Annotated in this window: 24 protein-coding genes and 1 pseudogene; 12 read left to right on the top strand and 13 right to left on the bottom strand. The window is 60.2% G+C overall.

Features of this window, described 5'->3' with window-relative positions; genetic code table 11:
- Window positions 1-12: 12 nt before the first annotated feature.
- Both I8746_RS24140 and recQ read right to left on the bottom strand, forming a co-directional pair.
- Window positions 13-450 (bottom strand): MarR family transcriptional regulator, encoded by a 438-nt coding sequence (locus I8746_RS24140; RefSeq protein ID WP_003254575.1) that lies wholly within the window; start codon window positions 448-450, stop codon window positions 13-15.
- 151 nt (window positions 451-601) lie between these two features.
- The gene (gene recQ, locus I8746_RS24135; RefSeq protein ID WP_003254576.1) at window positions 602-2749 is read right to left on the bottom strand and encodes a DNA helicase RecQ; all 2148 of its coding nucleotides are present in this window, start codon (window positions 2747-2749) and stop codon (window positions 602-604) included.
- 243 nt (window positions 2750-2992) lie between these two features.
- Between recQ and I8746_RS24130 the strand changes: the two genes are divergently transcribed.
- The 3 genes from I8746_RS24130 to I8746_RS24120 all read left to right on the top strand — a co-directional run bounded on the left by I8746_RS24130 (window position 2993) and on the right by I8746_RS24120 (window position 5623).
- Entirely contained in the window at window positions 2993-3580 is a 588-nt protein-coding gene (locus tag I8746_RS24130) for a YecA family protein (protein WP_010955200.1), read from the top strand.
- Window positions 3581-3587: 7 nt separating this feature from the next.
- Window positions 3588-3953: a YbaN family protein gene (locus tag I8746_RS24125; protein ID WP_003254578.1), complete on the top strand. Its 366-nt coding sequence runs from the start codon at window positions 3588-3590 to the stop codon at window positions 3951-3953.
- A 311-nt stretch (window positions 3954-4264) separates the two neighbouring features.
- The gene (locus tag I8746_RS24120; RefSeq protein ID WP_088513406.1) at window positions 4265-5623 is read left to right on the top strand and encodes a TolC family outer membrane protein; all 1359 of its coding nucleotides are present in this window, start codon (window positions 4265-4267) and stop codon (window positions 5621-5623) included.
- A 62-nt stretch (window positions 5624-5685) separates the two neighbouring features.
- Here I8746_RS24120 and I8746_RS24115 read toward each other — a convergent pair whose 3' ends face one another.
- The 3 genes from I8746_RS24115 to I8746_RS24105 form a co-directional block, all read right to left on the bottom strand.
- Window positions 5686-6285, bottom strand: a complete 600-nt coding sequence (locus I8746_RS24115) for a tRNA-uridine aminocarboxypropyltransferase (RefSeq protein ID WP_003254580.1) — start codon at window positions 6283-6285, stop codon at window positions 5686-5688.
- Window positions 6286-6349: 64 nt separating this feature from the next.
- Window positions 6350-7915 (bottom strand): PAS domain-containing methyl-accepting chemotaxis protein, encoded by a 1566-nt coding sequence (locus I8746_RS24110; RefSeq protein WP_041168354.1) that lies wholly within the window; start codon window positions 7913-7915, stop codon window positions 6350-6352.
- A 137-nt stretch (window positions 7916-8052) separates the two neighbouring features.
- Window positions 8053-8946 (bottom strand): LysR family transcriptional regulator, encoded by an 894-nt coding sequence (locus I8746_RS24105; RefSeq protein WP_003254585.1) that lies wholly within the window; start codon window positions 8944-8946, stop codon window positions 8053-8055.
- Between the two features lie 224 nt (window positions 8947-9170).
- Here I8746_RS24105 and speB point away from each other — a divergent pair, with 224 nt between their 5' ends.
- Entirely contained in the window at window positions 9171-10121 is a 951-nt protein-coding gene (gene speB / locus I8746_RS24100) for an agmatinase (protein WP_003254586.1), read from the top strand.
- Between the two features lie 132 nt (window positions 10122-10253).
- On the top strand, window positions 10254-11633 hold the full coding sequence (locus I8746_RS24095; RefSeq protein ID WP_012051556.1) for a sodium:solute symporter: 1380 nt from the start codon (window positions 10254-10256) through the stop codon (window positions 11631-11633).
- A 126-nt stretch (window positions 11634-11759) separates the two neighbouring features.
- Here I8746_RS24095 and I8746_RS27305 read toward each other — a convergent pair whose 3' ends face one another.
- Together I8746_RS27305 and ptrR are read right to left on the bottom strand one after the other, a co-directional pair.
- Complete coding sequence (locus tag I8746_RS27305; protein ID WP_009683677.1) at window positions 11760-11888, bottom strand: PA1414 family protein; 129 nt, start codon at window positions 11886-11888, stop codon at window positions 11760-11762.
- A gap of 124 nt (window positions 11889-12012) precedes the next feature.
- Entirely contained in the window at window positions 12013-12906 is an 894-nt protein-coding gene (gene ptrR, locus I8746_RS24090) for a putrescine utilization regulator PtrR (protein ID WP_003254589.1), read from the bottom strand.
- Window positions 12907-13012: 106 nt separating this feature from the next.
- Between ptrR and I8746_RS24085 the strand changes: the two genes are divergently transcribed.
- On the top strand, window positions 13013-14185 hold the full coding sequence (locus I8746_RS24085) for an MFS transporter (RefSeq protein WP_221101119.1): 1173 nt from the start codon (window positions 13013-13015) through the stop codon (window positions 14183-14185).
- Window positions 14186-14284: 99 nt separating this feature from the next.
- On the opposite strand, the gene I8746_RS24080 is transcribed toward I8746_RS24085, so the two are convergent.
- From I8746_RS24080 to I8746_RS24065, 4 genes are all read right to left on the bottom strand, one after another.
- Complete coding sequence (locus I8746_RS24080; RefSeq protein WP_221101118.1) at window positions 14285-15211, bottom strand: DMT family transporter; 927 nt, start codon at window positions 15209-15211, stop codon at window positions 14285-14287.
- Window positions 15212-15316: 105 nt separating this feature from the next.
- A complete protein-coding gene (locus I8746_RS24075) occupies window positions 15317-15712 on the bottom strand; it encodes a hypothetical protein (RefSeq protein WP_003254595.1) in 396 nt (131 codons plus the stop codon).
- A 76-nt stretch (window positions 15713-15788) separates the two neighbouring features.
- Window positions 15789-16043, bottom strand: coding sequence for a BrnA antitoxin family protein (locus I8746_RS24070; protein WP_004576871.1), 255 nt, complete (start codon window positions 16041-16043; stop codon window positions 15789-15791).
- Window positions 16021-16299, bottom strand: a complete 279-nt coding sequence (locus I8746_RS24065) for a BrnT family toxin (protein ID WP_010955211.1) — start codon at window positions 16297-16299, stop codon at window positions 16021-16023. The genes I8746_RS24070 and I8746_RS24065 overlap by 23 nt, the downstream gene beginning before the upstream one ends.
- A 215-nt stretch (window positions 16300-16514) precedes the next feature.
- Here I8746_RS24065 and I8746_RS24060 point away from each other — a divergent pair, with 215 nt between their 5' ends.
- Entirely contained in the window at window positions 16515-16787 is a 273-nt protein-coding gene (locus I8746_RS24060) for a hypothetical protein (RefSeq protein WP_221101117.1), read from the top strand.
- Window positions 16788-16858: 71 nt separating this feature from the next.
- On the opposite strand, the gene I8746_RS24055 is transcribed toward I8746_RS24060, so the two are convergent.
- Window positions 16859-18220: a DEAD/DEAH box helicase gene (locus tag I8746_RS24055; RefSeq protein ID WP_012051553.1), complete on the bottom strand. Its 1362-nt coding sequence runs from the start codon at window positions 18218-18220 to the stop codon at window positions 16859-16861.
- 103 nt (window positions 18221-18323) lie between these two features.
- Between I8746_RS24055 and I8746_RS24050 the strand changes: the two genes are divergently transcribed.
- The 5 genes and pseudogenes from I8746_RS24050 to I8746_RS24030 all read left to right on the top strand — a co-directional run.
- On the top strand, window positions 18324-19625 hold the full coding sequence (locus tag I8746_RS24050) for a mechanosensitive ion channel family protein (protein ID WP_041167298.1): 1302 nt from the start codon (window positions 18324-18326) through the stop codon (window positions 19623-19625).
- A 594-nt stretch (window positions 19626-20219) separates the two neighbouring features.
- On the top strand, window positions 20220-20405 hold the full coding sequence (locus I8746_RS24045; protein WP_139139796.1) for a hypothetical protein: 186 nt from the start codon (window positions 20220-20222) through the stop codon (window positions 20403-20405).
- Window positions 20406-20529: 124 nt separating this feature from the next.
- Window positions 20530-21246, top strand: coding sequence for a DUF6875 domain-containing protein (locus I8746_RS24040; RefSeq protein WP_041167296.1), 717 nt, complete (start codon window positions 20530-20532; stop codon window positions 21244-21246).
- Window positions 21247-21248: 2 nt separating this feature from the next.
- Complete coding sequence (locus I8746_RS24035; RefSeq protein ID WP_014755714.1) at window positions 21249-22574, top strand: ABC transporter ATP-binding protein; 1326 nt, start codon at window positions 21249-21251, stop codon at window positions 22572-22574.
- An 84-nt stretch (window positions 22575-22658) separates the two neighbouring features.
- Window positions 22659-22855 (top strand): annotated as a pseudogene (locus tag I8746_RS24030) (mechanosensitive ion channel family protein); the annotation flags it as partial.
- 41 nt (window positions 22856-22896) lie between these two features.
- On the opposite strand, the gene I8746_RS24025 reads toward I8746_RS24030, so the two are convergent.
- Window positions 22897-23772 carry a carboxylate/amino acid/amine transporter gene (locus I8746_RS24025; protein ID WP_003254607.1) on the bottom strand — a complete coding sequence of 292 codons (876 nt, stop codon included), beginning with the start codon at window positions 23770-23772 and terminating at the stop codon, window positions 22897-22899.
- Between the last annotated feature and the right edge of the window lie 283 nt (window positions 23773-24055).

Genomic DNA, 24055 nt, shown 5'->3' with positions numbered 1-24055 from the left:
GATGGGGGGAGCTCAGGACTTTTCGAGGTTGGCCAGGATCTTGGCATGCACGCGCATGCAGACCTGCAAGTCCGCCTCGTCCACGCCGGTAAACAGCTCTACCCGCAGTTGGTTGGCGATGGTCTCGATCTGATCGATCAACGGCTTGGCCGGCGGGCACAGCACGATCTTCTTCGCCCGCCGATCCTCCAGCACCGCCTGCCGGCGCACCAGCCCTTGCGCTTCCAGGCTGTCGAGCAGACGCGCCAGGGTCGGGCCCTCGACACCTACGCTCTGGGCCAGCTCACGCTGGGTCGGGGCGTCTTCGAAGCGCGCCAGGTGCAGCAACACCAGCCAGCGCGCCTGGGACAGGTTGAGCCCGGCCAGGCGGCGGTCCAGCTCGGCACGCCAACCTCGGGACATCTGGGCCAGTTGCATGCCAAAGCGGTGTTGGTTGTCGTTCAGGGGCATAAGGAACTCATTGGAGTAGATCTAATTATTAGGCAGCTAACCATGCCCTGCCCCACGAGGCAAGGCTCGGCCATGGTTACGCGTTCGATAATCGTCAAAAAGCATGACAAAGGTCAGCAGATTGCGCTTTTGCCTTCGATCCTGCATGCGTTTACAATTCGAATTCCGCCGCCAGCGCTGCGCGCACGCAATAAAGTACGCCCTCCGGCACCCGCGCCCCGAACTGCGGGGCAATGGCCGACACCGGTGGCAGCTCACCCTCGCCATCAAGAAAGGCGTCCTGCACCTCCATCATCAGGTCTTCCGGCAAGTCGATGGCCTGGTCCAGACTCAGCTCCTGGCGGCCCAGCGCCTCGGCCAGCAGGCTATACACATTCTTCTCGCTGCAGTTGAGCTGCCCGGCGATCTGCGCCGGGGTCATGCCGGCACGGGCCAGGCTGACCAGTTCGTGGCGCAGGTCGAGCACCACTTTCGGTGCCTCGTCGGTGCCACCGCTGCTGTTCAGCACTTCGAGGAACGCCTGGCCGTAGCGCTCCAGCTTGCGCGCCCCCACACCGCTGACCTGGGCCATGTCGCTGAGGCTGACCGGCTGGCTGCGCAGCATCTCCAGCAGTGTCGAGTCGGGGAAGATGACGTAGGGTGGCACACTGTGTTCTTCGGCCAGCTTGCGGCGCAGGGTACGCAGCGCTTCCCACAGATCGCGCTCTTCGGCACGCACCAGCTGGCTGGCCGGGCTGCCGCCGCTGGACGACGAGGTTTTGGCCGTGGTCTGCGGTTTGAGATCACGGCGCAATTGCAAGGTCACCTCGCCGCGCAGCAGCGGCCGGCAGCTGTCGGACAGGCGCAGACCGCCGTAGCCTTCCAGGTCGATATCGACCAGGCCGCGCGCCACCAGCTGACGGAACAGTGAACGCCACTCGACCTCGGCCAAGCCTTTGCCAACGCCGAATACCGACAGCTTCTCGTGGCCGAAATTGCGCACCTTCTCGGTGTCCTTGCCCAACAGCACATCGACCAGGTGGCCAACACCATAGCGCTGGCCGGTGCGGAACACCGCCGACAGCGCCTGGCGGGCCGGCTCGGTGGCGTCCCAGGTCTGGATGTTGTCGACACAGTTGTCGCAGTGCCCGCACGGTTGTTCGAGGGTTTCGTCGAAGTAGGCCAGCAGCGACTGGCGGCGGCAGCGCGTTTCTTCGCACAGCGCCAGCATGGCGTCCAGCTTGTGCTGCTCGATGCGCTTGTGGCGCTCGTCGCCTTCAGAGTTCTGCAGCATCTGTTTGAGCATCACCATGTCCTGCAGCCCGTAGGCCATCCAGGCATCGGAGGGCAGGCCGTCACGGCCGGCCCGGCCGGTTTCCTGGTAGTAGGCCTCAAGCGATTTGGGCAGGTCGAGGTGAGCAACGAAGCGCACGTTGGGCTTGTCGATACCCATGCCGAAAGCAATGGTAGCGACCATGATCAGCCCTTCCTCGTTGAGAAAGCGGTGCTGGTTGGCCGCACGTGTCTCGGCGGCCAGGCCGGCGTGATACGGCAGCGCAGGGAACCCCTGACTGCAGAGGAAGGCGGCGGTTTCGTCGACCTTCTTGCGCGACAGACAGTAGACGATGCCAGCGTTGCCACGACGCTCGCCGAGAAAGGCCATCAACTGCTTGCGCGGTGCCTCCTTGGGCACGATGCGGTAGAAGATGTTGGGCCGGTCGAAACTCGACAGGAAGCGCTCGGCGCCCTGCAGGTGCAGGCGCTGAACGATCTCCTCGCGGGTTCGCATGTCGGCCGTAGCGGTAAGCGCAATGCGCGGCACATGCGGAAACAGTTCGGCCAGCTGACCCAGCTGCAGGTACTCGGGGCGGAAATCGTGACCCCATTGCGAAACGCAGTGGGCCTCGTCAATGGCGAACAGCGAGATGTCCAGATCGCGCAGGAAGTCGAGCATGCGCGGCTGCACCAGGCGCTCCGGCGCCAGGTACAGCATCTTGACTTCACCACGGCGCAGGCGCCCGGCCAGTTCACGCTGCTGCTCCGCCGTCAGGGTAGAGTTCAGGGCGGCCGCAGACACACCCAGCTCGTCAAGGGTGGCGACCTGGTCGTCCATCAGCGCGATCAGTGGCGATACCACCACCGTCAGGCCCGGGCGCAGCAGCCCCGGCACCTGGAAACACAGCGATTTGCCGCCACCGGTGGGCATCAGTACCAAGGCATCGCCGCCATTGGCCACGCATTCGATGATCGCTGCCTGGCGCCCACGGAAACTGTCGTAGCCGAAGATGTCCTTGAGAACGCGCTGAGCCTGTTCGAGCATGTGCAACTCCAAATCGCCGTACCATCCTGGATAAAGGCTGGACGAAAAACCCGCCCCGCACACGCCAAATGCGTAAGCGGTTTTTGCCAGGCAGCCGTTAAAACCTGCCCCTGGATGAAAAATCGTGAAGTATACCGCAGCACCGTGCTGCACATGCACCGCGGCGATAGACGTTCCCTTTGCCCCGCTGCCGCTGCAAGGTGCTAGAATTCGTTATCGTTTATTCCCCAAGGTAGCCCTGTAATGTCCTTCGCCGAGCAACTGACCCGCCTGCAAGCCTTCCTCGACGCCGACGAGCTGCACGAAGAAGCGCTGGACTATGTCGCCGCACACGGCTACCTCACCGCTCTTTCGATCAACGCCGAGGACGTGCCCGAGCGCGAATGGATCGACGCCCTGTTCGCCGAGGAGCCGCACTACGCCAGCGAAGCCCAGCGCACCGAGATCGAGGCCACTCTGGTGGCGCTCAAGGCGCACATTGCCCGCCAGCTGGCCAGCGACGAAGAATTCGACCTGCCCTGCGACCTCGACCTGACCGATGAGCCGGACGATTCCGACCTGCGCGGCTGGTGCATCGGTTTCATGGAAGGCGTGTTCCTGCGGGAAGAGGCGTGGTTCGAAAACGCCGAGGAAGAAGTCAGCGAAATGCTGCTGCCGATCATGGTGGGTTCGGGGTTGTTTGACGAACAGCCAGAGTTCGCCGATATCGCCAGCAACGCCAACCTGCAGGATGACATGATCGTGCAGATCCCCGAGGCACTGAGCGCACTGTTCCTGCTGCTGCACGCCCCTGACGAAAAACCGGCGCTGCTCAAGCCACGCCACCACTGAGCTACCTGTGCGCTACCTGCTGCTGGCCACTGGCTGGCTCAGCGTCGCGCTGGGGGTGCTGGGGATATTCCTGCCGGTATTGCCCACCACCCCATTCCTGCTTTTGGCGGCGGCCTGCTTTGCCCGCAGCTCGCCGCGCTTCCATCACTGGCTGGTCCATCATCCCAAGCTGGGGCCATGGATCCGTGACTACCTCAGTGGTGAAGGCATCCCCCTCAAGGGCAAGGTCTACGCCATCGGCCTGATGTGGGCCAGCATTGGCCTGTCGTGCTACCTAGTCCCGCTGTTCTGGGCACGTACCTTCATGCTGACCAGTGCCGTACTGGTTACCCTGTACCTGCTCAGGCTGAAAACCCTGCACAAGCCAAAGTGACAATATTTTGTCGCCAAATATCGCTTTCGCCTAATCAACACCTTCTTTATCCGAATTAGTTCTGGAACCGCGTGTAGACCTTGTATCCATGGGTTTTCGAGGCATTTCCCGCCTTCGTTCCGTGCCCTTGAATACACACTTATTAGACAACAACGATCTTATATGGCAATTTGATATGAATAAATCTTCTTATCTATCGCGTTGAATGTACTTAGCTGTGTTGTTAAAAACCTGCAACACTATACGCGATACGTTTATCGTCATTTTTTTGGCGAACAGCAGGATCAATTCCAGGATCAGGGAGATGTACCATGCGCGTTTTGAACCCCATCACCAGTGCTTTACTGTTGGCCCTGGCGAGTGCCAACGTACAGGCGATGTCGATTACCGAGGCTGTCCAAAGCGCCGTGGACTACCACCCACAAGTCAGCTCCAACCGTAACAGCAAGCTGTCGGCCGATGAAGACGTGAAGTTCGCGCGTGGTGGCTACTACCCTTCCGTGGACCTGGTTGCCGGTTATGGCCGCCAGCGCTCGGACAATGCCACGACCCGTGCCGAGGGTAACCACAACAAGGAAACCCTCAACTACACCCAGTCCGAACTGCGCCTGCGGCAGATGATCTTCGACGGCTTCAACACCGCGAATGAAGTAGGCCGCACCGAGGCGGTCTCTACCTCGCGCGCCTATTACACCCAGGCCGTTGCCCAGGATGTCGCCCTGCGTGCAGTCGAGGTCTACCTGGAAGTGCTCAAACGCCGTGAACTGGTGACCCTGGCCAAGAACAACCTGCAAGCTCACCTGCGCGTCAACGACCAGATTGGCCTGCGCAACGAGCGCGGCGTCGGCAGCACCGCCGACCTCGACCAGTCCCGCGCACGTCGCGCCCTGGCGGAAAACAACCTGGACACCGCCGAAGTCGACCTGGCCGATGCCGAGGCCAACTTCTTCAGCGTGATCGGCCGTGCCCCGGACGAGCTGGAAAGCCCGCAAAGCATCAAGGGCGAGGTGCCTGGCACCCTCGACGAAGCCCGCGATGGCATGCGTCAGAACAACCCGTACATCAAGTCTGCCCAGGCTGACGTCAACGCCGCCGAGAAGCAGTACGAAGTGGGCAAGTCGACCTTCTACCCACGCTTCGACGCCATTCTGGCAACCGGTGCCAACAACAACACCGGCGGCGAGAAAGGCCACAACAACAACGACTGGCAAGCTGGCGTGGAGATGAACTACAACCTGTTCCGCGGTGGCAGCGACAAGGCTCGCCTGCAGTCCGACGCGCACAAGATCAACCAGGCACTGGACATTCGCAACAACGCCCTGCGTGAGTTGACCGAAAACCTGAGCCTGGCGTGGAACGCCATGAACAACGCCAGCAAGCAGTTGCCAACCGCGCGTGAATACGCCGAGACCACCAAACGTGTGCGCGCGGCGTACCAGGACCAGTTCGGCCTGGGCCAGCGCACCCTGCTGGACGTCCTCGACAGTGAGAACGAGCTGTACAACGCAGACCGTCGCTACACCGAGGTGCGTTATACCGAAGAGTTCTCGCGCTACCGCGTACTGGCGACCATGGGTGAATTGCTGAGCAAACAGCATATTTCGTTGCCACCAGAGGCGCTGGCGACCACCGAAGTCCGCACCGAGGCGCGTCTGCCTGAGATGCGTTGAGCGGGTTTTAGGTAGCGGGGCTGCTTTGTGCTGCGAATGGGCTGCAAAGCAGCCCCCAACCCTCATTCGCGGCCATGATTACGCTGAAAAGTCTCTACGCCCATGGCCCTGATCTGCCCCTCGATCAATGCCTCGAACGGCGCCAGCAGTGCATCGAAGCAGGCCGGTTGCTCCAGCGTGTTCAATGCCCCGACCACCGCCTCGATCGTCGACAATGCACCCGCCTCCGGCGCTTTGCGCAACCGATAGCGTGAAGCGGCCACCTGCCCCAGCGTCACCCGTGGCAGCCCCCCCAGCAACGGGTTCAGGTACAGCAGCTTGCGCGCCTTGCGCCAGGTACCATCGGGTACGATCAGCAGCAAAGGTTTGTCGCCCGCCTCGCCATAAGCTGTGAGCACCTGGGCGTCATCACCCGGGAACAGCAGCACCGGGTGGTATCCGGGGGTGGCGAGCAGGTCATGCAGGTCATCGAACACCTCTCCAATCCGCAACTCGGCATTGTTCAGGCCAAGGGCAGCCAGGCGCGCCGTGTTCAGGGCATGGGCAGTTTCACTGGGGTGCTGCAGCAGGATCACACGGGTGCGGCTGTCGAGCGCGGGGATCAGTGGGCATAGGCAATGGTCGAGCGGGCGCTGGCAGCGCTCGCAGCGGGGTCTGGGCATGGCGGTCTCCTTGGCGGGGACAGTTTGCCACATAACCGGGGCCCGCTTTGCGGGCCCCGCGATTTCAACGGTTGAACCTTTCCGCCAGGCTATGCAGGTACTCCGCCATGCGCTCGAGGTCCTGGCTGATTTCCGCGCCCTGCCTGGCTTGCCCGGCACTCTGGTCGCACAGTTGGGCAATCCTCACGATCTGCTGGTTGATGTCTTCAGCCACATGGCTCTGTTGCTCCGATGCCGTGGCCATCTGCTGGCTCATGCCGGTGATGCGGCTGACCGCCACGGCAATCCCGCTCAGCGCCGCCTGCACCGCCTCGACACTGTGCACACTGTCCCGGGAAATCTGCTCGCCACGGCTGGCAGTGCTCACCGCTCGCTCCGCCCCGGCCCTCAACGAGGCAATGATATGGTGGATCTCATCGGTCGACGCGCGGGTACGCTGCGCCAATGACCGCACCTCATCAGCCACCACGGCGAACCCCCGACCTTGCTCACCGGCGCGCGCCGCTTCAATGGCGGCGTTAAGCGCCAGCAGGTTGGTCTGCTCGGCAATCGAAGTGATCACGTCGACCACGCTGCCAATCGACTGGGTCTGCTCGGCCAAGGCGTTGACCGCCTGACCAATGTCATTGACCGCGTCGCTCATGCTGCCCATGGCTTGCAGGCTCTTCAGGGCCAGCTCGCTGCCCTGCTGCGCCAGTTGGTCGGCATCACCTGCCGCGTGTGCCGTGCTCTGCACGTTGTGGGTGACCTGCTGGATGGTTGCCGCCATCTGCGCGATCGCCGTGGCGGACTGGTCGGTCTCGCTGCGCTGCCGGTCGAGCATCTGCGCCTGGGCATCGGACAGGTCGGAAGACTGCGCCGCCCGCGACTTTACCCCGACACCGGCATCCACCAGCCGGGTCAGGGCCGTTTGCAGGCGGGCCTCTTCGCTGATGATGGCCAGGTCGAGCTGGCCCTGCAAGCCTGGGTTGTCGCTGTAGGTCAGCGCCACCAACGGACTGGTAAAGGCCTTGGGATGCTCAGCCAAGGTGCGGCGAATGGCCTGGTTCTGCCGGTGCTCGACCCAGTACCAAGCCAGCAGCAGACTTGCCATCAGCACCGCGAGCGCCGCATAGGGGGGCAGCCAAAGGTAACCCGCCGCCGACAGCAGGCCTGCGCCGATCAGTGGCCAGCCATGGCCCAGGCCGTGCCCCAGGCGAGCAGCCCACGGCACTGGGCCGCGACCATCACGCAAGCGCGCATACAGTGCCTCGGCACGGCGGATCTGCTCGCGCGTGGGCACCGAGCGCACCGACTCGTAGCCACTGATCCGGCCTTGTTCGTATATCGCCGTGACATAGGCGCTTACCCAATAGTAATCGCCGTTCTTCGCCCGGTTCTTGACGATGCCCATCCAGGGTTTGCCCTGCTTGATGGTCTCCCACATGTGGCCAAACACCGCAGGCGGCATGTCCGGGTGGCGCACCAGGTTGTGCGGTTGGCCGACCAGTTCGTCATAGGTAAAGCCGCTGATTGCCACAAAGGCGTCGTTGCAGTAGGTGATTCGGCTGCCGAGGTCAGTCGTGGAAATAAGGCGTTGATCGCCGGGGAAGGTTCTTTCGTGCTCAGTGACGGGCAAATTCATGCGCATCTTGGGCGATCCTTGCAGGATGAAATAAGGGGAAATCATCAGCGCAAGTTGATATGTAGCAGAGCGCTATCAGGTTAGCGGCCAGCGTTTACCGGAATTTAACCCGCTCCCGACGGAATGCATGAATGCGTCGCATCTCAGCCCACGTTGAGCTGGCTTTTCAACAGGTCACGGAAGGTCTGGATCAACGGTTCGCGGCTGCGCCCGCGGCGAATGATCAGCGAGAACGGGGCCTGGTAACCAAAGGTCGACGGCGACAGTACACGCAAGTCACCTTTGTCGACCCAGGCCTGGGCGTAGTGTTCAGGCAAGTAGCCGATATAAGCCCCGGAAAGGATCAGGATCAGCTGCGCCTCCATGCTTTCAACCGTCGCCGCACTGTGCTTGAAGCCATGCCGGGCCAGTTCGGCCTGGCTCCAATAACCACGGCCGACCATGCGTTGTTGGGTCACCACCTGCTCGGGAATGCGCCGCTCGGCATACAACGGGTGGCGGCTGCTGCAATACAGCCAGTGCTGTTCGCGGTACAACGGCTGGTAGAGCAGGCCGCTCATCCGCGAAGAAAACGCACCGATGGCCAGGTCCAGGCGGTTGTCCTGCACACCCAGTTGCAGCTCGTAGGGGCTGGACACCGACAGGTGCAGGTGCACCGCCGGGTGCTCCTGGCTGTAGGCACCGATGGCTTCGGCCAGCGGCAAGGCGCGGTCACCGACCGTGGAGTCGATCACGCCAAGGTTGAGGGTGCCACGCAGTTCGCCCTTGAGGGCGGCGGCATACTGCTCGAAACCGTCCAGCTCGGCCAGCAGGCGCAGGGTTTCCTGATGGAACAGCTCGCCCTTGCTGGTCAGGCTGAAGCCACCCCGACCCCGGTGGCACAACACGATACCCAACGCGCCCTCCAGCTGGCTCATGTAGGTACTGATGGCCGAGGTCGACAGGTTCAGCTCGCGCTGGGCGTTGGCAAAGCCCTGGTGGCGCACCACGCTGATGAAGATGCGCAGCAGTTTCAGGTCGGGCAAGGTCGAGGCCATGGTGCAACGGTTCCACAAGGGTATGTGCGCGCAGTCTAACTGCTCTACCCGCCTTTAGTTCAGAAAATCCTGAACTAAGTATTTGTCGGTAGCGATTCTTCCCCGGTACTCCCTTGAGCAGACTTGGCCGAAATGTCCCTGCCCGCCGGCAAACCACACGTGAATGGCGCGCGGCGGCACAGGTTCGAACAAACACAACAATCGACCGACTGATGAGGCCCACCGTGGACAAGACTCTCCACCAACCACTGGGCGGCAACGAAATGCCGCGTTTCGGCGGCATCGCCACCATGCTCCGCCTCCCCCACCTGCAAAGCGCCGAAGGCCTGGATGCTGCCTTCATTGGCGTACCGCTGGATATCGGTACCTCGCTACGCTCCGGCACCCGCTTCGGCCCGCGGCAGATCCGCGCCGAATCGGTGATGATCCGCCCGTACAACATGGCGACCGGTGCCGCCCCGTTCGACTCGCTGTCGGTCGCCGATATCGGCGATGTGGCAATCAACACCTTCAATCTGCTGGACGCCGTGCGCATCATCGAAGAAGCGTATGACGAGATCGTCGAGCACAACGTCATCCCCATGACCCTGGGGGGCGATCACACCATCACCCTGCCGATCCTGCGTGCGCTGCACAAGAAACACGGCAAGATCGGCCTGGTACACATCGATGCCCACGCCGACGTCAACGACCACATGTTCGGCGAGAAGATCGCCCACGGCACCACCTTCCGCCGCGCCGTGGAAGAAGGCCTGCTCGACTGCGACCGCGTGGTGCAGATCGGCCTGCGCGCCCAGGGCTACACCGCCGATGACTTCAACTGGAGCCGTCGCCAGGGCTTCCGCGTGGTCCAGGCCGAAGAGTGCTGGCACAAGTCACTGGAGCCACTGATGGCCGAAGTGCGGGAAAAAGTCGGCGGTGGCCCGGTTTACCTGTCTTTCGACATCGATGGCATCGACCCGGCCTGGGCACCCGGTACCGGCACCCCGGAGATCGGCGGCTTGACCACCATCCAGGCGATGGAGATCATTCGCGGCTGCCACGGCCTGGACCTGATCGGCTGTGACCTTGTCGAAGTCTCCCCGCCTTACGACACCACCGGCAACACCTCGCTGCTCGGTGCCAACCTGCTGTTCGAGATGCTCTGCGTGCTACCTGGCGTGGTGCGTCGCTAATACCGCTCTACCCCGGCAGGAGCCATGAGGGAGGGCCACTGAGGCCCGCCAACACAAGAAAAGATCGCCGGGCGCCGTGCAAACGCCCGCGCGGTCGATCTCGCCATAATAAAGATAATCGGGAGACCCCCAATGGCCTTGGACATCATTGTTGTAATGATCTACACCGCCGGCATGCTCGGGCTTGGCTGGTATGGCATGCGCCGCGCGAAAACCCATGAAGACTACCTGGTAGCCGGGCGCAACCTAGGCCCGGTGCTGTACATGGGCACCATGGCCACCACCGTACTCGGTGGCGCTTCCACGGTCGGCACCGTACGCCTGGGCTACGTCCACGGCATTTCCGGCTTCTGGCTGTGCGCAGCCCTGGGCCTGGGCATCATCGCCATCAACCTGTTCCTCGCCAAACCGCTGCTGCGCCTGCGCATCTTCACCGTGACCCAGGTACTGGAACAGCGCTACAACCCCACCGCACGCCAGGCCAGCGCCGTCATCATGCTGGCTTACGCGCTGATGATCGGGGTCACCTCGACCCTGGCCATGGCCACCGTCCTGCAGGTGCTGCTGGACCTGCCGTTCTGGGCTTCGCTGATGCTCGGCGGCGGCGTGGTAGTGCTGTACTCGACCATCGGCGGCATGTGGTCGCTGACCCTGACCGATATCGTCCAGTTCGTGATCAAGACCGTCGGCCTGATGTTCATCCTGCTGCCAGTGTGCCTGTACAAGGCCGGTGGTTGGGACACCCTGGTGGCCAAACTGCCAGCGGCCAGCTTCCAGCTGACTACCATTGGCTGGGACACCATCATCACTTACTTCCTGATCTACTTCTTCGGCATCCTCATCGGCCAGGACATCTGGCAGCGAGTGTTCACCGCCCGTGACGAAAAGGTCTGTCAGCGAGCCGGCACCACCGCCGGTGTGTATTGCGTGCTGTATGGCCTGGCCTGTGCGGCGATCGGCATGGCTGCGCATGTGCTGATGCCCGACCTGGCGAACCCGAACAACGCCTTTGCCGAGATGATCAAGACCACCCTGCCCGATGGCATCCGTGGCCTGCTGATGGCTGCGGCCCTGGCGGCCATGATGTCCACCGCCAGCGCCGGTCTGCTGGCTGCCTCGACCACCGTGACCGAAGACCTGCTGCCCAAGCTGCGTGGCGGCAAGCAGTCGAGCCTGGGTACCAGCCGCCTGTTCACCCTGCTCACCGGCCTGGTGGTGCTGGGCATCGCGCTGATGGTGAATGATGTGATCAACGCCCTGACCCTGGCTTACAACCTGCTGGTCGGCGGCATGCTGATCCCGCTGATCGGGGCGATCTTCTGGAAGCGTGCGACCACTGCAGGCGCGATTGCCAGCATGTCGCTGGGCTTTGCCACCGCCCTGCTGTTCATGTTCCTGGACGGGCTGGAGGCCAATACCCCGATCTACTACAGCCTGGCAGTAGGGCTGGTGAGCTTTGTGGGCGTGAGCCTGGTGTCGCGCAAGTCGGTGGCGGCGGTGAAGCTGGCCTGACTGCTGTACCGGCCCTTTCGTTTGTAGCAGGCTTGCACGCGCGAAAGGGCCAGTACAGGCAATAGACAATCAGCAGACACAAAAAGGCCGCTGCACCCACCTGGGTGAAGCGGCCTTTGTCGTTAATCAGCGCCGACGCGGTTGACGTTTGCGCTGCTCTTCATCAGTCGGGATCGGCACCGGCTGCAAGGGTGGTGGAATCAGCCCCAAGGCGACGGCCAGGTCGTGGAGCCAGTTTGACAGTGGTTTATTCATAATGCCCCCTTGACGGGTCAGCCTCACGGCAAATCAATCCTGCGATGTTTCATACAGATCATAGCCCTATGTCCTGTATTACGCATGCCTCTGTTCCTACAGATAAGGGCGATTTTGACTCGGATCAAGCCGTGGCGGCGCATTCCGACGACTGGTTAATCGTTTCGCTTTGTTGCAGGTCGATCCATGCCTGCAGATTAGCCCCGCGCATACCCTGGCGCCACATCAGCCAGGTGACCGCCTGATCGAAAGGTGCCTGCAGCGGGTGCACCCTCACCCGATCACGTCCAGGCAGGCTGTCGAGCATCGACTGGGCCATCATCGCCACACCCGCACCCGCGATCACACAGGCCAGCATGCTCTGGTACGACTCGATCTCCATCACCCGCCCCATCGGCGTATGGGCATGGGCATACCAGGCCTCCAGGCGCATGCGGTACGAGCAGCCCTGGCGGAAGGTAAACACCGCCTTGCCCGCCACGTCCTTGGCGGTGAGGACCGCCGGGTGCTCGGGGCTGGTGATCAGTACCAGTTGCTCATCGCACAGCGGCACGCCATCCAACCCGGCAAGGCTCGGTGGCCCGTCCACAAGAGCAGCATCCAGGGAGTGGTTCAACAGCCCTTCAAGCAACTCGCCGCTGGGTGCTGCACGCACTTGCAGGTTCACCTGCGGGTAAGCCTGGTGATAGCGCGCCAGCAACGCCGGCAAGTGGGTCGCCGCCGTGCTGTACATGGTCCCCAGCACGAAGTCCCCAGCCGGCTGACCGCCACGCACGGCGCCCAGCGCTTCGTCGCGCAAGGCGGACATACGGTTGGCATAGTCCAGCAGCACCTTGCCTGCTGGCGACAGTTGCAGGCGCTGACGTTCGCGCAGGAACAGTTCGACGCCCAGCTGCTCCTCGAGTTGGCGCAGGCGCGTGGAGAGGTTTGATGGCACCCGGTGCAGGCGCTCTGCGGCGCGGGTAACCGAGCCTTCCTCGGCCACGGCCTGAAAGATACGCAGTTGGCTGAACTCCACAGCATTCTCCAAAACAGAACAACTTGATCATCATTATTCAATTTTATTGAAAATAAAAGCACCCTAACCTGCCAGCCATCACTTATATCCGCGCAGGAGACCTGTCATGTCGCCACTCATTCAACTGCTCGCCAGCGCCGTGGCGCTGATGATGGCCATGGGCATCGGTCGTTTCGCCCTCACCCCGCAACTGCCACAACTCATTGCCGAAGGCCAGCTCGACCTGACAGTCGCCGGGCTGGTCGCGGCGGCTAATTACCTGGGCTATTTCGTGGGTGCGGTGGACGCCATGTTCGCCCGCTCGCCAGGCCAGGTACGGCTGCGCCTGCACGGGGGGCTGTGGCTGTGTGTGCTGCTGACCCTGGCCTCCTGGGCTGCCAACGGCTTTTGGGGCCACCTGCTGCTGCGCTTCGGCACAGGCGTAGCCAGCGCCTGGGTGCTGGTGATGATCACCAGCCTCAGCCAGCAAGTAGCCACTGCCCACAACCGCCAGCGCCTGGGAGCGCTGGTTTTCGCCGGACCCGGCCTGGGTATTGCCGTGACCGGGCTACTGGCACTGGCCGCGCATGTGCAGGGGTTGGGCTCGGCTGCACTGTGGCTGATCTATGCCGTGGCTGCCTTGGTGATGCTGCTGGCCGTGCGGCCGTGGTTGCCACGGGCACTGCAAGCGGCACCGGCTCGGCCGCCAGTGCGACAAGGCCCGACGCGCAGTGTCGGCACTGGCCGCCTGGGGTTGGTGTATGGCTTGTATGGCATGGGCTACATCCTGCCAGCCACCTTTCTGTCACAGATGGCCAATCAGCAGTTTCGCGGGCAGTGGCTGGCTGACCTGTTCTGGCCGGCGTTTGGCCTGGCGGCGGCGCTGGGTGTTTTGCTGGTGAGCGTGCGCCGTGGTGGCCGCACCTCGACCTGGTTGACCACCACCCTGTGGTTGCAAGGGCTGGGTGTGCTGGCCTGCCTGATGGGTGGGGGTATCGGGCTGGTGCTGGGTGTTGCGCTGTGTGGCGGGCCGTTCCTGGCCTGCATGCAACTGGTCATGCAGCGCTCTCGCGAGTTGGCGCCACATGCCACACAGCGCAATGCCGGGCTGCTGACCGCGTGCTTTGCCTTGGGGCAGTTGAGTGGGCCGCTGCTGGCGGCGCTCAGCAGCCATTACAGTGGCGGGCTGCAACCGGCATTGATGCTGGCGGCGGGCGGGTTGGCGGTGGCGGGTGTGCTGGTCCAGTTGCCGGGTAACGCACAGCAGGGAAGCGCCTGTCAGGCCAAGGCTGCATCCTGAGGCGATGCAGTCTGTACCGGCCCCTTCGCGGGCAAGCCTGCGCCTACAACGGCTTTGCAGGCGCGGCTTGCCCGCGAAGGGGCCGGTAGAGGCAACACATCACCCTACCAACCGCCGCAATTGTTGTTTCACCCAAGGCTCGGCACTTACCAGGATCACACCCAGCAACACCATCAACGCGCCCACCACGAAATTCGCACTGAGCGGCTCATCCAGCAGCAAAACGCCAAAGGTCACCCCGAACAATGGGGTAATGAAGGAAAACACCGCGAGGTTCGACGCCAGGTATTTGCGCAGCAACCAGAACCAGGTGAGGTAGCTGATGAACGACACCACAATCCCCTGGAACAATACACTGCTCATCGCCAGCGGCGTCAGCGACACCGCGCCGATCTGCCCGCTGAGCAGGGCGATCAGCAGCAGCCCGGCAAAACCGACCGCCAGCTGATAGAACAGGGTCAAGGTCGCCGGCGCCTCCGATAGCCGTGAACAACGCACCACCACCGTGGTCGCGCCCCAGGCCAGCCCGGCGATCACGCCAAAGGCATCTCCCAGCAAGGTGCGGCTGTCCATGTGCTCGAACGAAGTGCCACCGGCAAAGGCCATGGCAATGCCGCCGAAGGCCAGCAGAATGCCCAGCCACTGCAGCAGCCGCAAGCGTTCACTGGGTAGACGAAAATGCAGGCCCAAGGCGGTAAATACCGGCGCGGTATAGAGGAACACCGACATGTGCGCCGCCGAGGTCAGTTTCAGCCCTTCGGCAATGAACAGAAACTCCACCCCGAACAGCCCGCCCGCCACCAACCCTGCGCGCCAGGTGCTGCCGACCTGCTCCCAGCCACCCCGCCAGCACAGCATCAGGCCTACCAGCACAGCGGCAATGCCATTGCGCAGTGCTGCCTGCATCACCGGAGCAATGTCTGCGGCGGCGGTCTTGATCAGTACCTGCTGGCAGCCCCAGATCAGGCAAAGGCCCAGCATTACCTGGAAGGCAAAGGCGTCAGGGTTCTTGCGGACCGCGCTCATAAGCGGGCCTCTGGGGTGATCGTAGGCATGGGCAAGGCTCGGCAGCGTTCAGAAGCTACCGATTATCGGGTTTTGAACGCTGCACTTGCCAGCCTTAAAACGACCTCAAGCAATCTGAGCCTTCGCAGATACCTGTTCGAACGTCGTTTCGTCCAGCGCATCCTCCTGCTCATCCAGCACCTGGCGCGGGTGCTCGAAGCCGGGGATGCTGCTGTCGATCAGGCTCATCAAGCGCGAGCCGCGTTCGGTCAGGACAAAGTTTTCGCCATTGCCGCCGTCCTCTTCAGGCCGGCATTCAATGAATCCGCGCTCAAATAGCAGCTTTTCATACTCGCATGCACGGGTTTTCAGGTGATCCACGTCACCCACTGGCTCACCCTTGGCGGCCAGTGCAGCAGCATGCTGCTCGGCATAAGGGCGGGGCGTGAAGCTGTGACCGGCGCCGTTCTGCACTTCGTGCAGCAAGCGTTCGATCAGGTCCCAGTCGTAGGCGATGCTCATGGCTACGGGCTCCTGCTGTGGACGAAAGGGGTACACAGATTGGGACCTGCCAGGGTTGCCAAGCGTTCCGAAGCGCTTAGCGCTGGCGTTGTTGCGCTTGCATGTACTGGCGCAGCAACTGATTGATGCGGGTCTGGTAGCCGCTGCCCTGCTCCTTGAACCAGGCGAGGACATCTGAGTCCAGTCGAATGGTCACCGTCTGCTTGGCGGGAACGCGCAGCTCGGCCTGGCGGAAAAAGTCCTGGTCCAGTTCAGGGATATCTGATGTGTCGATATCCTTGTCGTCCTGTCGGGCCAGGCGGCTCCAGTCAGTTCTCGATGATTTGGTCATAGTACCTGGCCTCCCGTTTGGTGGCTTTTCTTGCAGAAATGATGCGTATCACCTCACCCCGCCTCTCCGTGTACACGACGACACCTATCAGCGCCTTTAGCCATCCCAGGCTGACCCAACGTTCTTCAGCACATTCCACATCCTCATCACGCCGGATCAGCATGGGATGGTTGAACATGTCAGGAACGTCGGCAAAGTCGATGCCGTGCTTGCGGATATTGCTCTGGTTTTTCCCTTCGTCCCATTCAAAGAACATGGGACGACCTGTATTTACAGCTGTACATACAATACCCCCTCTTTTCCTTCGAGACTAGAGCGATGTAGCGTGCTGCTCAACGGCGCTGGAGGGATACGGGAGCGTTTCAGAAACGGACTACCACCACCAAAGAAATCTTCCATCGGTCGCAAGCCCTGAACTTCCCTGCCCCCACAGCCCTCCACCGGGCATCACCACCGCCGGAGGTTGGAAGGATGAAACCGCTACTGCCCATAGCCTGTGCCACTGCCCTGCTCTGCGCCCTGCCCGCTTGGGCCTGCACACCTGAAGAAGCAACGCAGAAACGTGAGGAGCTGGCCGGGCTGGTCACTCAGTTGACCGAGCAGAACCCGCAAAAGGCCAAGGAGATCAATGATGAGCTTCGGGGGATGGATCTGGGGACGGCGAGCAAGGACTTGCCCGACAAGTGTCAGCTGATCGACCAGCGGATCAAGGAGTTGAAGCAGGCAGAGAAAAAGGCGGAGTGATCGTTCGTCGCCTGCGCAGGCCCTTCGCAGATGCGAACTTGCGTCGCTTCTGCAAAGGGCCTGCGTGAGTCTTATTCAGCAGCAGGCTTGCGCTTCTTCAGCGGTGCCAGGCCATCTGCACTGGCCAGAGGCGCGTTGGCCTTCGGCTTGGCAGTAGGCTTGCGCTTGGCGGCAGCTTTCTTGTCGCCGGTCTTCTTCTCGACCTTTTTCTTCTTGCTGCCGGCCGCCTTGCCCGAGGCCTTGACCTTCTTCGGCCCGTTGTAGGTGCCCTTCACTTCCTTGATGACCCGGCGCTCGAACTGCTGCTTGAGGTAGCGCTCGATGCTCGACATCAGGTTCCAGTCGTTGTGGGTGATCAACGAGATCGCCAGGCCTTCGCCACCGGCACGGCCGGTACGGCCCACACGGTGTACGTACTCGTCACCGCTGCGTGGCATGTCGAAGTTGATCACCAGGTCCAGGCCGTCGATGTCCAGGCCACGGGCTGCCACGTCGGTCGCCACCAGCACTTTGGAGCTGCCCTGCTTGAAGCGCTCGATGGCCAGCTTGCGGTCCTTCTGGTCCTTTTCGCCATGCAGCACGAAAGCCTTCACGTCCTTGGCCACCAGGTGACCGTAGATGCGGTCGGCCATGGCGCGGGTGTTGGTGAAGATGATCGCCTTGTCGAAGGTTTCGTTGGCCAGCAACCACTGCGCGATCTGCTCTTTATGCTGGTCGTGGTCGGCGGTGATGATCTGCTGGCGGGTGCCTTCAGCCAGTTGCGAGACACTGTTGAGCATCAGGTGCTCAGGGTCTTTCAGCACCTTGCCGATGATGTCGCGCAGGGCCGCGCCACCGGTGGTAGCCGAGAACAGCAAGGTCTGCTCGCGGTTCTCGCACTCTTTGCACAGGCGCTCCATGTCTTCGGCAAAGCCCATGTCGAGCATGCGGTCGGCTTCGTCCAGGATCAGGACCTGCACGTGGGACAGGTCGAGGTTGCCGGCATTGAGCTGCTCGAGCAGGCGACCCGGGGTGCCGATCAGCACGTCGGGCACCTTGCGCAGCATGGCGGCCTGTTCCTTGAAGTCTTCGCCGCCAGTCACCAGGCCCGACTTGATGTAGGTGAACTGCGAGAACAGCTGCACCTGCTTGAGGGTTTGCTGGGCCAGCTCACGGGTCGGCAGCAGGATCAACGCGCGAATCTCGACACGCGGACCGCTGAGGTCGACCAGACGGTTGAGCAGTGGCAGTACGAAGGCCGCCGTCTTGCCGCTGCCGGTCTGCGCAGTCACACGCAGATCCCGCCCTTGCAGGGCCAGGGGGATGGCCGCGGCCTGCACCGGGGTTGGCTCGACAAATTTAAGCTCGGCCACGGCTTTAAGCAGGCGTTCATGCAGGGCGAATTGGGAGAACACGGAGGTAACCTCAGACAAGTGCGGGAAATTCAGTTGCATAGGGTAACGTTTTCTGCAGCCTTAGCCGAATTTCTTTTGGCAACTTTGTCGCTATCCGCGCTCTAATACGGCTTCGTTTCGCAACAAGACTGTATGCAAGCCCATGGATATCCAACGAATCTGGCGTGACTCCCTCGACCTGTGGGGCACCCTCGACCAACATCCCATGCTGCACGCTGCCATCGGTCTGGCAGTACTGCTGCTCATCTCCCTGGCAGTCGGCCGCCTGGCGCGCTTCCTGATACTGCACGGCGCGCGCCTGCTGGCCCGCCAGCCTGCACTGAAGTGGCTGGACGACCTGCGCCACAACAAGGTGTTCCACCGCCTGGCACAAACGACCCCGTCCCTGGTGCTGCAGTTCGGCCTGAAGCTGGTGCCTGAGCTGTCCGACACCGCTCAGCACTTCCTTGGCAATGTCGCCCTGGCCTTCACCCTGTTGTTCATGACCATGGCGCTGTCATGCCTGCTGGATGCCCTGCTCGACATCTATGCCCGCACCGAACACGCCCGCACCCGCTCGATCAAGGGCTACGTGCAACTGGCCAAGATGATGTTGTGGATCTTCGCCTCGATCATCATCGTCGCCACCCTGATCGACCGCTCGCCGCTGTTGCTGCTGTCCGGCCTGGGTGCGATGTCGGCGGTATTGCTGTTGGTGTACAAGGACACCCTGCTGTCATTCGTCGCCAGCGTGCAACTGACCAGCAACGACATGCTGCATGTCGGGGACTGGATCGAAATGCCGCAGGTAGGCGCCGATGGCGACGTGGTGGACATCACCTTGCACACGGTGAAAGTGCAGAACTTCGACAAGACCCTCGTTTCCATCCCCACCTGGCGCCTGATGAGCGAGTCATTCCGCAATTACCGCGGCATGCAGCAGTCCGGTGGCCGGCGCATCAAGCGCAGCCTGTTCATCGACGCCGCCGGCGTGCGCTTCCTCACCCGCGAAGAAGAACAGCGCCTGAGCCAGGTGCAGCTACTGAGTGACTACCTGGCGGGCAAGCGCCAGGAACTGCAAAACTGGAACGAGGCGCTGGGGCCGGTGGCGGACCTGTCGGCCAACCGCCGCAAGCTGACCAACATCGGCACCTTCCGCGCGTTTGCCCTGGCCTATCTGAAGAACCATCCCAACGTGCACCCGAACATGACCTGCATGGTGCGGCAGATGCAGACCACCGCCGAAGGCGTGCCGCTGGAGATCTACTGCTTCACCACCACCACGGTGTGGGCGGATTACGAGCGCATCCAGGGGGACATCTTCGACTACCTGCTGGCGGTGTTGCCGGAGTTTGGCTTGAGCTTGTATCAGCAGCCCAGTGGCAATGACATGCGGGTGGGTTTGGCGGGGCGTTCAGCCCAAGAGCCATTGCCTCGTCGCCTGGAAGAAATGAGCGAGGCTTGAGATTGCCGGGGCTGCCTTGCAGCCCATTCGCGGGTGAACCCGCTCCTACAGGGACCTCACAGCATCAGCCGTGCTGCCACCCTGTGGGAGCGGGTTGACCCGCGAATGGGCCGGCAGCTACTCCGCATAACCCAGCAGGTACAACAACCCCGTCAAGGTCACCAGCGAGGGGGGACAACAGGATCGTCCGCGAAATCAACCCCGCCTCAAGGTTGGAATACTCCGCCAGCATGAACGGCCCGGTGCCGGTCGGCAGGTTGAATACCTTGTATGCCAGCACCCAAGTCAGCGCCGGCTGCCCCACCAGCTTCAAGCCCACCAGTGGCCACGAGCTGGCTTGCGCACCCCCACGCTTTCTGCCAGGAATGCACCCTGCAATACCGAGGCCGCACGGCGTGGTGGCCAGCACCAGCATGAACGTGCTTGCTTCAAGAAAATACCTCTCACCCCACTATATATCGATTTTTCTGATTCCTTAAATGTTCAATATCAAAAAAAACATCGAAATTTAAGATCAAAACCCAGATTAAACACCTATATACTGAATGCGCATCATTACTTGATGCATTCAATTATCATTCACATGGAGTGTTTATGAAAATCGACTATTCAAATCCCTTGTCTAAAGCTTTTACAACGGAGCACAAGGGGATGACGCTTGCCGACGCAAGCCCAAAGACCCTACTCAAGAAACTCAAATCTGCTCTTTTTAACCTTGCTAATCCGCCATGCTCCCCAGGTTGGGCTCATATCTGCGGTAGTGGTGGCTGGAATTGGTAAACAAGCTCTAAGCAGTTAGATTACCTGTAATCTCAAATTCACTGAATTTGAGTCAGGATACTGATCGGCTACAGTAGACCCCTTTCCAACTTGAAAGGGGTTTCATTGCTTCAAGGAAGAAGATATGACATTTTTATGGACGATCCAGCAGCCACCTCCCGCTGAGGCACCCGAATTCGTAATTGAAGCCTATAACAATATCAAGCCTTATTTAGAAACCTTTTTAACTGGGCCCCACCCTTATAGAAAGGGGGTAATGTGCCCGTTCATGCCAAAGGCTTTATTGTCGAATGAGATTTATTTTTCTTGCATTGAAAAGCGCCGATCAGATCAAGAAATTATCTCACTGATTGAGAATTGCATCACATTCTATAAGGCGCGAGCAAGAAAAACCCCGGGCGCCATTATAATTCTATTCGAACCAGATCTAGATACTAGCCGCCTTCTTCGCATACACATCGAGGCGAAGCCGATTTGTATAAAAAGCGAGTTGATGATAGGCGCACTATACAAAGACAGCCCAGCTCCAAGCTTGCATTCCAATAGCTATTTCCCCCTTAGAACTACCACCCCCACGTTGGTGCTTAGAGATCTCACGTCCCAGGACTTATTATTTCTCAATCCTGATCACTATAACATCAAACAAAAGATAGGGTTTTTGGACTCATTCATAAATAAATTCAGCCCCCATGATGGCAAGGGCTTCACAGGCAAGCAGCTCGCTCAAGCAAAAGCTTTGAGGAACGCTTACGCAAAAACCAGAATGAAAAACACTGTAGCCTTAGTCATATTGAGCGCCTCGGTTGCTTTATGTACCTTGCTCGCATTAGGAATTAATTGAGCATGAAAGACAGAAGCTTTGTTCTTGCTATTTTTTTTGCTGTTGCACAGCAAACCCTACTTGCATTTTCCACGTACTTCATTGCCAAGGCCGGGACTACGCTAGCCGATGGTAATTTAACGCTGATTTTACGCTACATTTCTCTTTTTTTTGGATTTGCGCTTGCTGCGTATATTGTGAGCTCCATGTCTTCAATATATGTTACTAAAGCGGCAAACGCCATATGGCTTAACTACACGAAGTCTGTGCTACGTGAAGCCTCTAGTGACATGCGATACGCATCAGATAAAAACAAAAAAAGTCTAGCGCAGTGGATCAGCGGGGAGGCGTCTTCTACTATTACACATGCTTGTGGTTTTTACGTTGGGTTAATATCGACATGCCTGAATGTGATCATGACGCTAGCTGTGTTTTATTTCACGACCGGTTTAGAGATTACGATAGCCATTTCGATCTCACTTTTAATATCTGCCGCATTAGTGAGCATCTTAAAGAACAGAATCAAGCATACTGCCGGAAACATGCAGCGAAAGCGACTTGATGCGCTATTGTCCATTGAGCTCACTTGGGACTCAGCGACCTTAGGCAGCCGAAAAATGAAAGCAGATAGCTTTGAATCTTTAGAAAAAAAAGCGCGTTCGTATTTTGGCGAAGTAAATAGATACGTTTTACTAGAACAGTTCATTGCATGTTTGCCTATTGCTCTTGCAACCATTATTGTAGCCGCGACCATTCAGACTCCAAACATCATCACTGCCGCAAACATAGGCGCTTTGGTGGCAATGCTACCAAGAAGCTTGCAGGTATTCGGGAACATTCACTCCTTGAGCATTTATTTTAGTCAACTCCTCTTGGTTCGTACTAAAATGAGAAACCTTTACCGTTTCGCTTCCGAACTTGAAAAGCATGAAAACCTTTCCTCCATGAACTTGAGCAACATCAAGATTGAAGAATGCAACTCCTCTCAGAGCATTACGCCTTCCGAACTGTTAGACCAACTAAAAAACGGCTCAACAACAGTGGGTCGCTATCTACTTAGCGGAAATAACGGATCAGGAAAATCCTCCTACCTTAAACGAATTAAAGCTGCTGTACATGACGCTCTCCTGATGACGCCCGAGGCGCAATTTGTTAAGCTGGAAAACAATCTTTCCACGGGTGAGCGAAGATTGTTACAAATTGAGAAAGTTTTGTCCGCACCACCGCCAATCGTAATGCTAGACGAATGGGATGCCAACTTAGATTTAGATAACATTAGCCGCTTCAATGCTATTCTTGATTCGGCGGCAAAGAATATTGTGGTTATTGAGGCCAGGCATAGACGCTAAACTTCAGCTCCCATGGAGATTGCATCCAAAAACAAATGTGTAAAACCAGCACCCTTTTTTTCAGCGTGTTTACAGCGATGTTTCTACTGCTTCACCACCACGGTGTGGGCGGATTACGAACGGATCCAGGGGGATATCTTCGCTACCTGCTGGCGGTGTTGCCGGAGTTTGGCTTGAGCTTGTACCAGCAGCCCAGTGGCAATGACATGCGGGCGAGTTTGGCGGGGCGTACGGCGGCGGAGCCGATGCCGCGTCGCATTGAAGATATGAGCGAGGCTTGAGATTGCCGGGGCTGCCCTGCAGCCCCGGATCAAAGGGCGAGTCAGGCCTTGCCGGCCAGCGGCGCCTGTGCGCGCCCACCCAGGCGGCTCAGCCACACCGACGCCAGGATGATCCCCCCGCCGATGAACAGCCGCCCCAGCGGCTCGTGCTGGTTCCAGATCAACAGGTTCAGCAGCAGCCCCACCGGCACATGCAGGTTGTTCATCACCGCCAGCGTACCGCCAGAAACCAGGCATGCACCTTTGTTCCACCAGTACAGCCCCAGCGCCGTCGGACACAGCCCCAGGAACAACAGCACCAGCCATTGCACGTCAGTGCTCGGCAAGTGCTGGGTATTGCCGAACAGCAGGAAGGCCGGCAGCACCACCAGCAAGGCACCGAGGTAGAAGTAACCGAAGCGGGCGTAGTGTGGCAGGTCGCTGGGGTGGCGAGCGACCAGGTGACGATACAGCACCTGGCCGGCAGCGTAGGTGAAGTTGGCCAGTTGCAGCAGCAGGAAGCCGATGAAAAACTCGCCGCTGATGCTGTCGAAGCGGATCACGGCAGCACCGGCCACGGCGACCAGCGCGGCCACTAGCGCCCAAGCATTGAAGCGCCGGTTCAGGGCATCTTCGATCAAGGTCACGTGTAGCGGCGTGAGGATCGTGAACAGCAGCACCTCCGGTACGGTAAGCACGCGGAAGCTCAGGTACAGGCAGACATAGGTGATGCCGTACTGCAGCGCGCCAATCAGCAGCATGGAACGCATGAAGCGTGGCTCGACCTGGCGCCAGCGGGTCAGCGGAAGGAACACCAGGCCGGCCAGCAGCACCCTGGCGAGCACTGCGAAATAGCTGTCGACGTGCCCGGCCAGGTACTCGCCGATCAGGCTGAAGGAAAACGCCTGGATCAGCGCGACGATTATCAGGTAGCCCATGGTTGCCTCTCGTGAATCAAGGCGGCGACCTTAGCGGGTTGCGGCGAAGAAGTTCAACCATGAGGAATGTAGGGGCTGTACCGGCCTCTTCGCGGGCACGCCCGCTCCCACAGGGACCTGCATATCTTCCGGCGAGCGAATAGGCCGGCACTGACCACCAAAAAACCCCAGGATTGAGTAGGAGGCGGGTTCACACCCGCCGTCCTCTCACACCACCGTGCGTACGGTTCCGTACACGGCGGTTCAAGCTATGCGGCTAAGCCGGTTGATCGTATCCAGTATC

Source organism: Pseudomonas sp. USTB-Z, from assembly GCF_019691255.1.
GTDB classification, from domain to species: domain Bacteria; phylum Pseudomonadota; class Gammaproteobacteria; order Pseudomonadales; family Pseudomonadaceae; genus Aquipseudomonas; species Aquipseudomonas alloputida.
Note: the sequence above shows the minus strand (reverse complement) of the source record. Positions and strands in the feature narration are given on the sequence as shown.

Bases quoted from the DNA above. Each gene is read 5' to 3' on its own strand.
- I8746_RS24065 (WP_010955211.1), bottom strand. From the start codon at position 16,299: ATGTTCTTTGAATGGGACGAAGGGAAAAACCAGAGCAATATCCGCAAG.
- I8746_RS24110 (WP_041168354.1), bottom strand. From the start codon at position 7,915: ATGCGCATGAATTTGCCCGTCACTGAGCACGAAAGAACCTTCCCCGGC.
- recQ (WP_003254576.1), bottom strand. From the start codon at position 2,749: ATGCTCGAACAGGCTCAGCGCGTTCTCAAGGACATCTTCGGCTACGAC.
- I8746_RS24080 (WP_221101118.1), bottom strand. From the start codon at position 15,211: ATGAGCGCGGTCCGCAAGAACCCTGACGCCTTTGCCTTCCAGGTAATG.
- I8746_RS24050 (WP_041167298.1), top strand. From the start codon at position 18,324: ATGGATATCCAACGAATCTGGCGTGACTCCCTCGACCTGTGGGGCACC.
- I8746_RS24055 (WP_012051553.1), bottom strand. From the start codon at position 18,220: ATGCAACTGAATTTCCCGCACTTGTCTGAGGTTACCTCCGTGTTCTCC.
- I8746_RS24105 (WP_003254585.1), bottom strand. From the start codon at position 8,946: ATGGCCTCGACCTTGCCCGACCTGAAACTGCTGCGCATCTTCATCAGC.
- I8746_RS24045 (WP_139139796.1), top strand. From the start codon at position 20,220: ATGAAAATCGACTATTCAAATCCCTTGTCTAAAGCTTTTACAACGGAG.
- I8746_RS27305 (WP_009683677.1), bottom strand. From the start codon at position 11,888: ATGAATAAACCACTGTCAAACTGGCTCCACGACCTGGCCGTCGCCTTG.
- I8746_RS24095 (WP_012051556.1), top strand. From the start codon at position 10,254: ATGGCCTTGGACATCATTGTTGTAATGATCTACACCGCCGGCATGCTC.
- I8746_RS24115 (WP_003254580.1), bottom strand. From the start codon at position 6,285: ATGCCCAGACCCCGCTGCGAGCGCTGCCAGCGCCCGCTCGACCATTGC.
- I8746_RS24120 (WP_088513406.1), top strand. From the start codon at position 4,265: ATGCGCGTTTTGAACCCCATCACCAGTGCTTTACTGTTGGCCCTGGCG.
- I8746_RS24075 (WP_003254595.1), bottom strand. From the start codon at position 15,712: ATGAGCATCGCCTACGACTGGGACCTGATCGAACGCTTGCTGCACGAA.
- I8746_RS24060 (WP_221101117.1), top strand. From the start codon at position 16,515: ATGAAACCGCTACTGCCCATAGCCTGTGCCACTGCCCTGCTCTGCGCC.
- I8746_RS24025 (WP_003254607.1), bottom strand. From the start codon at position 23,772: ATGGGCTACCTGATAATCGTCGCGCTGATCCAGGCGTTTTCCTTCAGC.
- I8746_RS24085 (WP_221101119.1), top strand. From the start codon at position 13,013: ATGTCGCCACTCATTCAACTGCTCGCCAGCGCCGTGGCGCTGATGATG.
- I8746_RS24070 (WP_004576871.1), bottom strand. From the start codon at position 16,043: ATGACCAAATCATCGAGAACTGACTGGAGCCGCCTGGCCCGACAGGAC.
- I8746_RS24040 (WP_041167296.1), top strand. From the start codon at position 20,530: ATGACATTTTTATGGACGATCCAGCAGCCACCTCCCGCTGAGGCACCC.
- I8746_RS24035 (WP_014755714.1), top strand. From the start codon at position 21,249: ATGAAAGACAGAAGCTTTGTTCTTGCTATTTTTTTTGCTGTTGCACAG.
- I8746_RS24140 (WP_003254575.1), bottom strand. From the start codon at position 450: ATGCCCCTGAACGACAACCAACACCGCTTTGGCATGCAACTGGCCCAG.
- I8746_RS24130 (WP_010955200.1), top strand. From the start codon at position 2,993: ATGTCCTTCGCCGAGCAACTGACCCGCCTGCAAGCCTTCCTCGACGCC.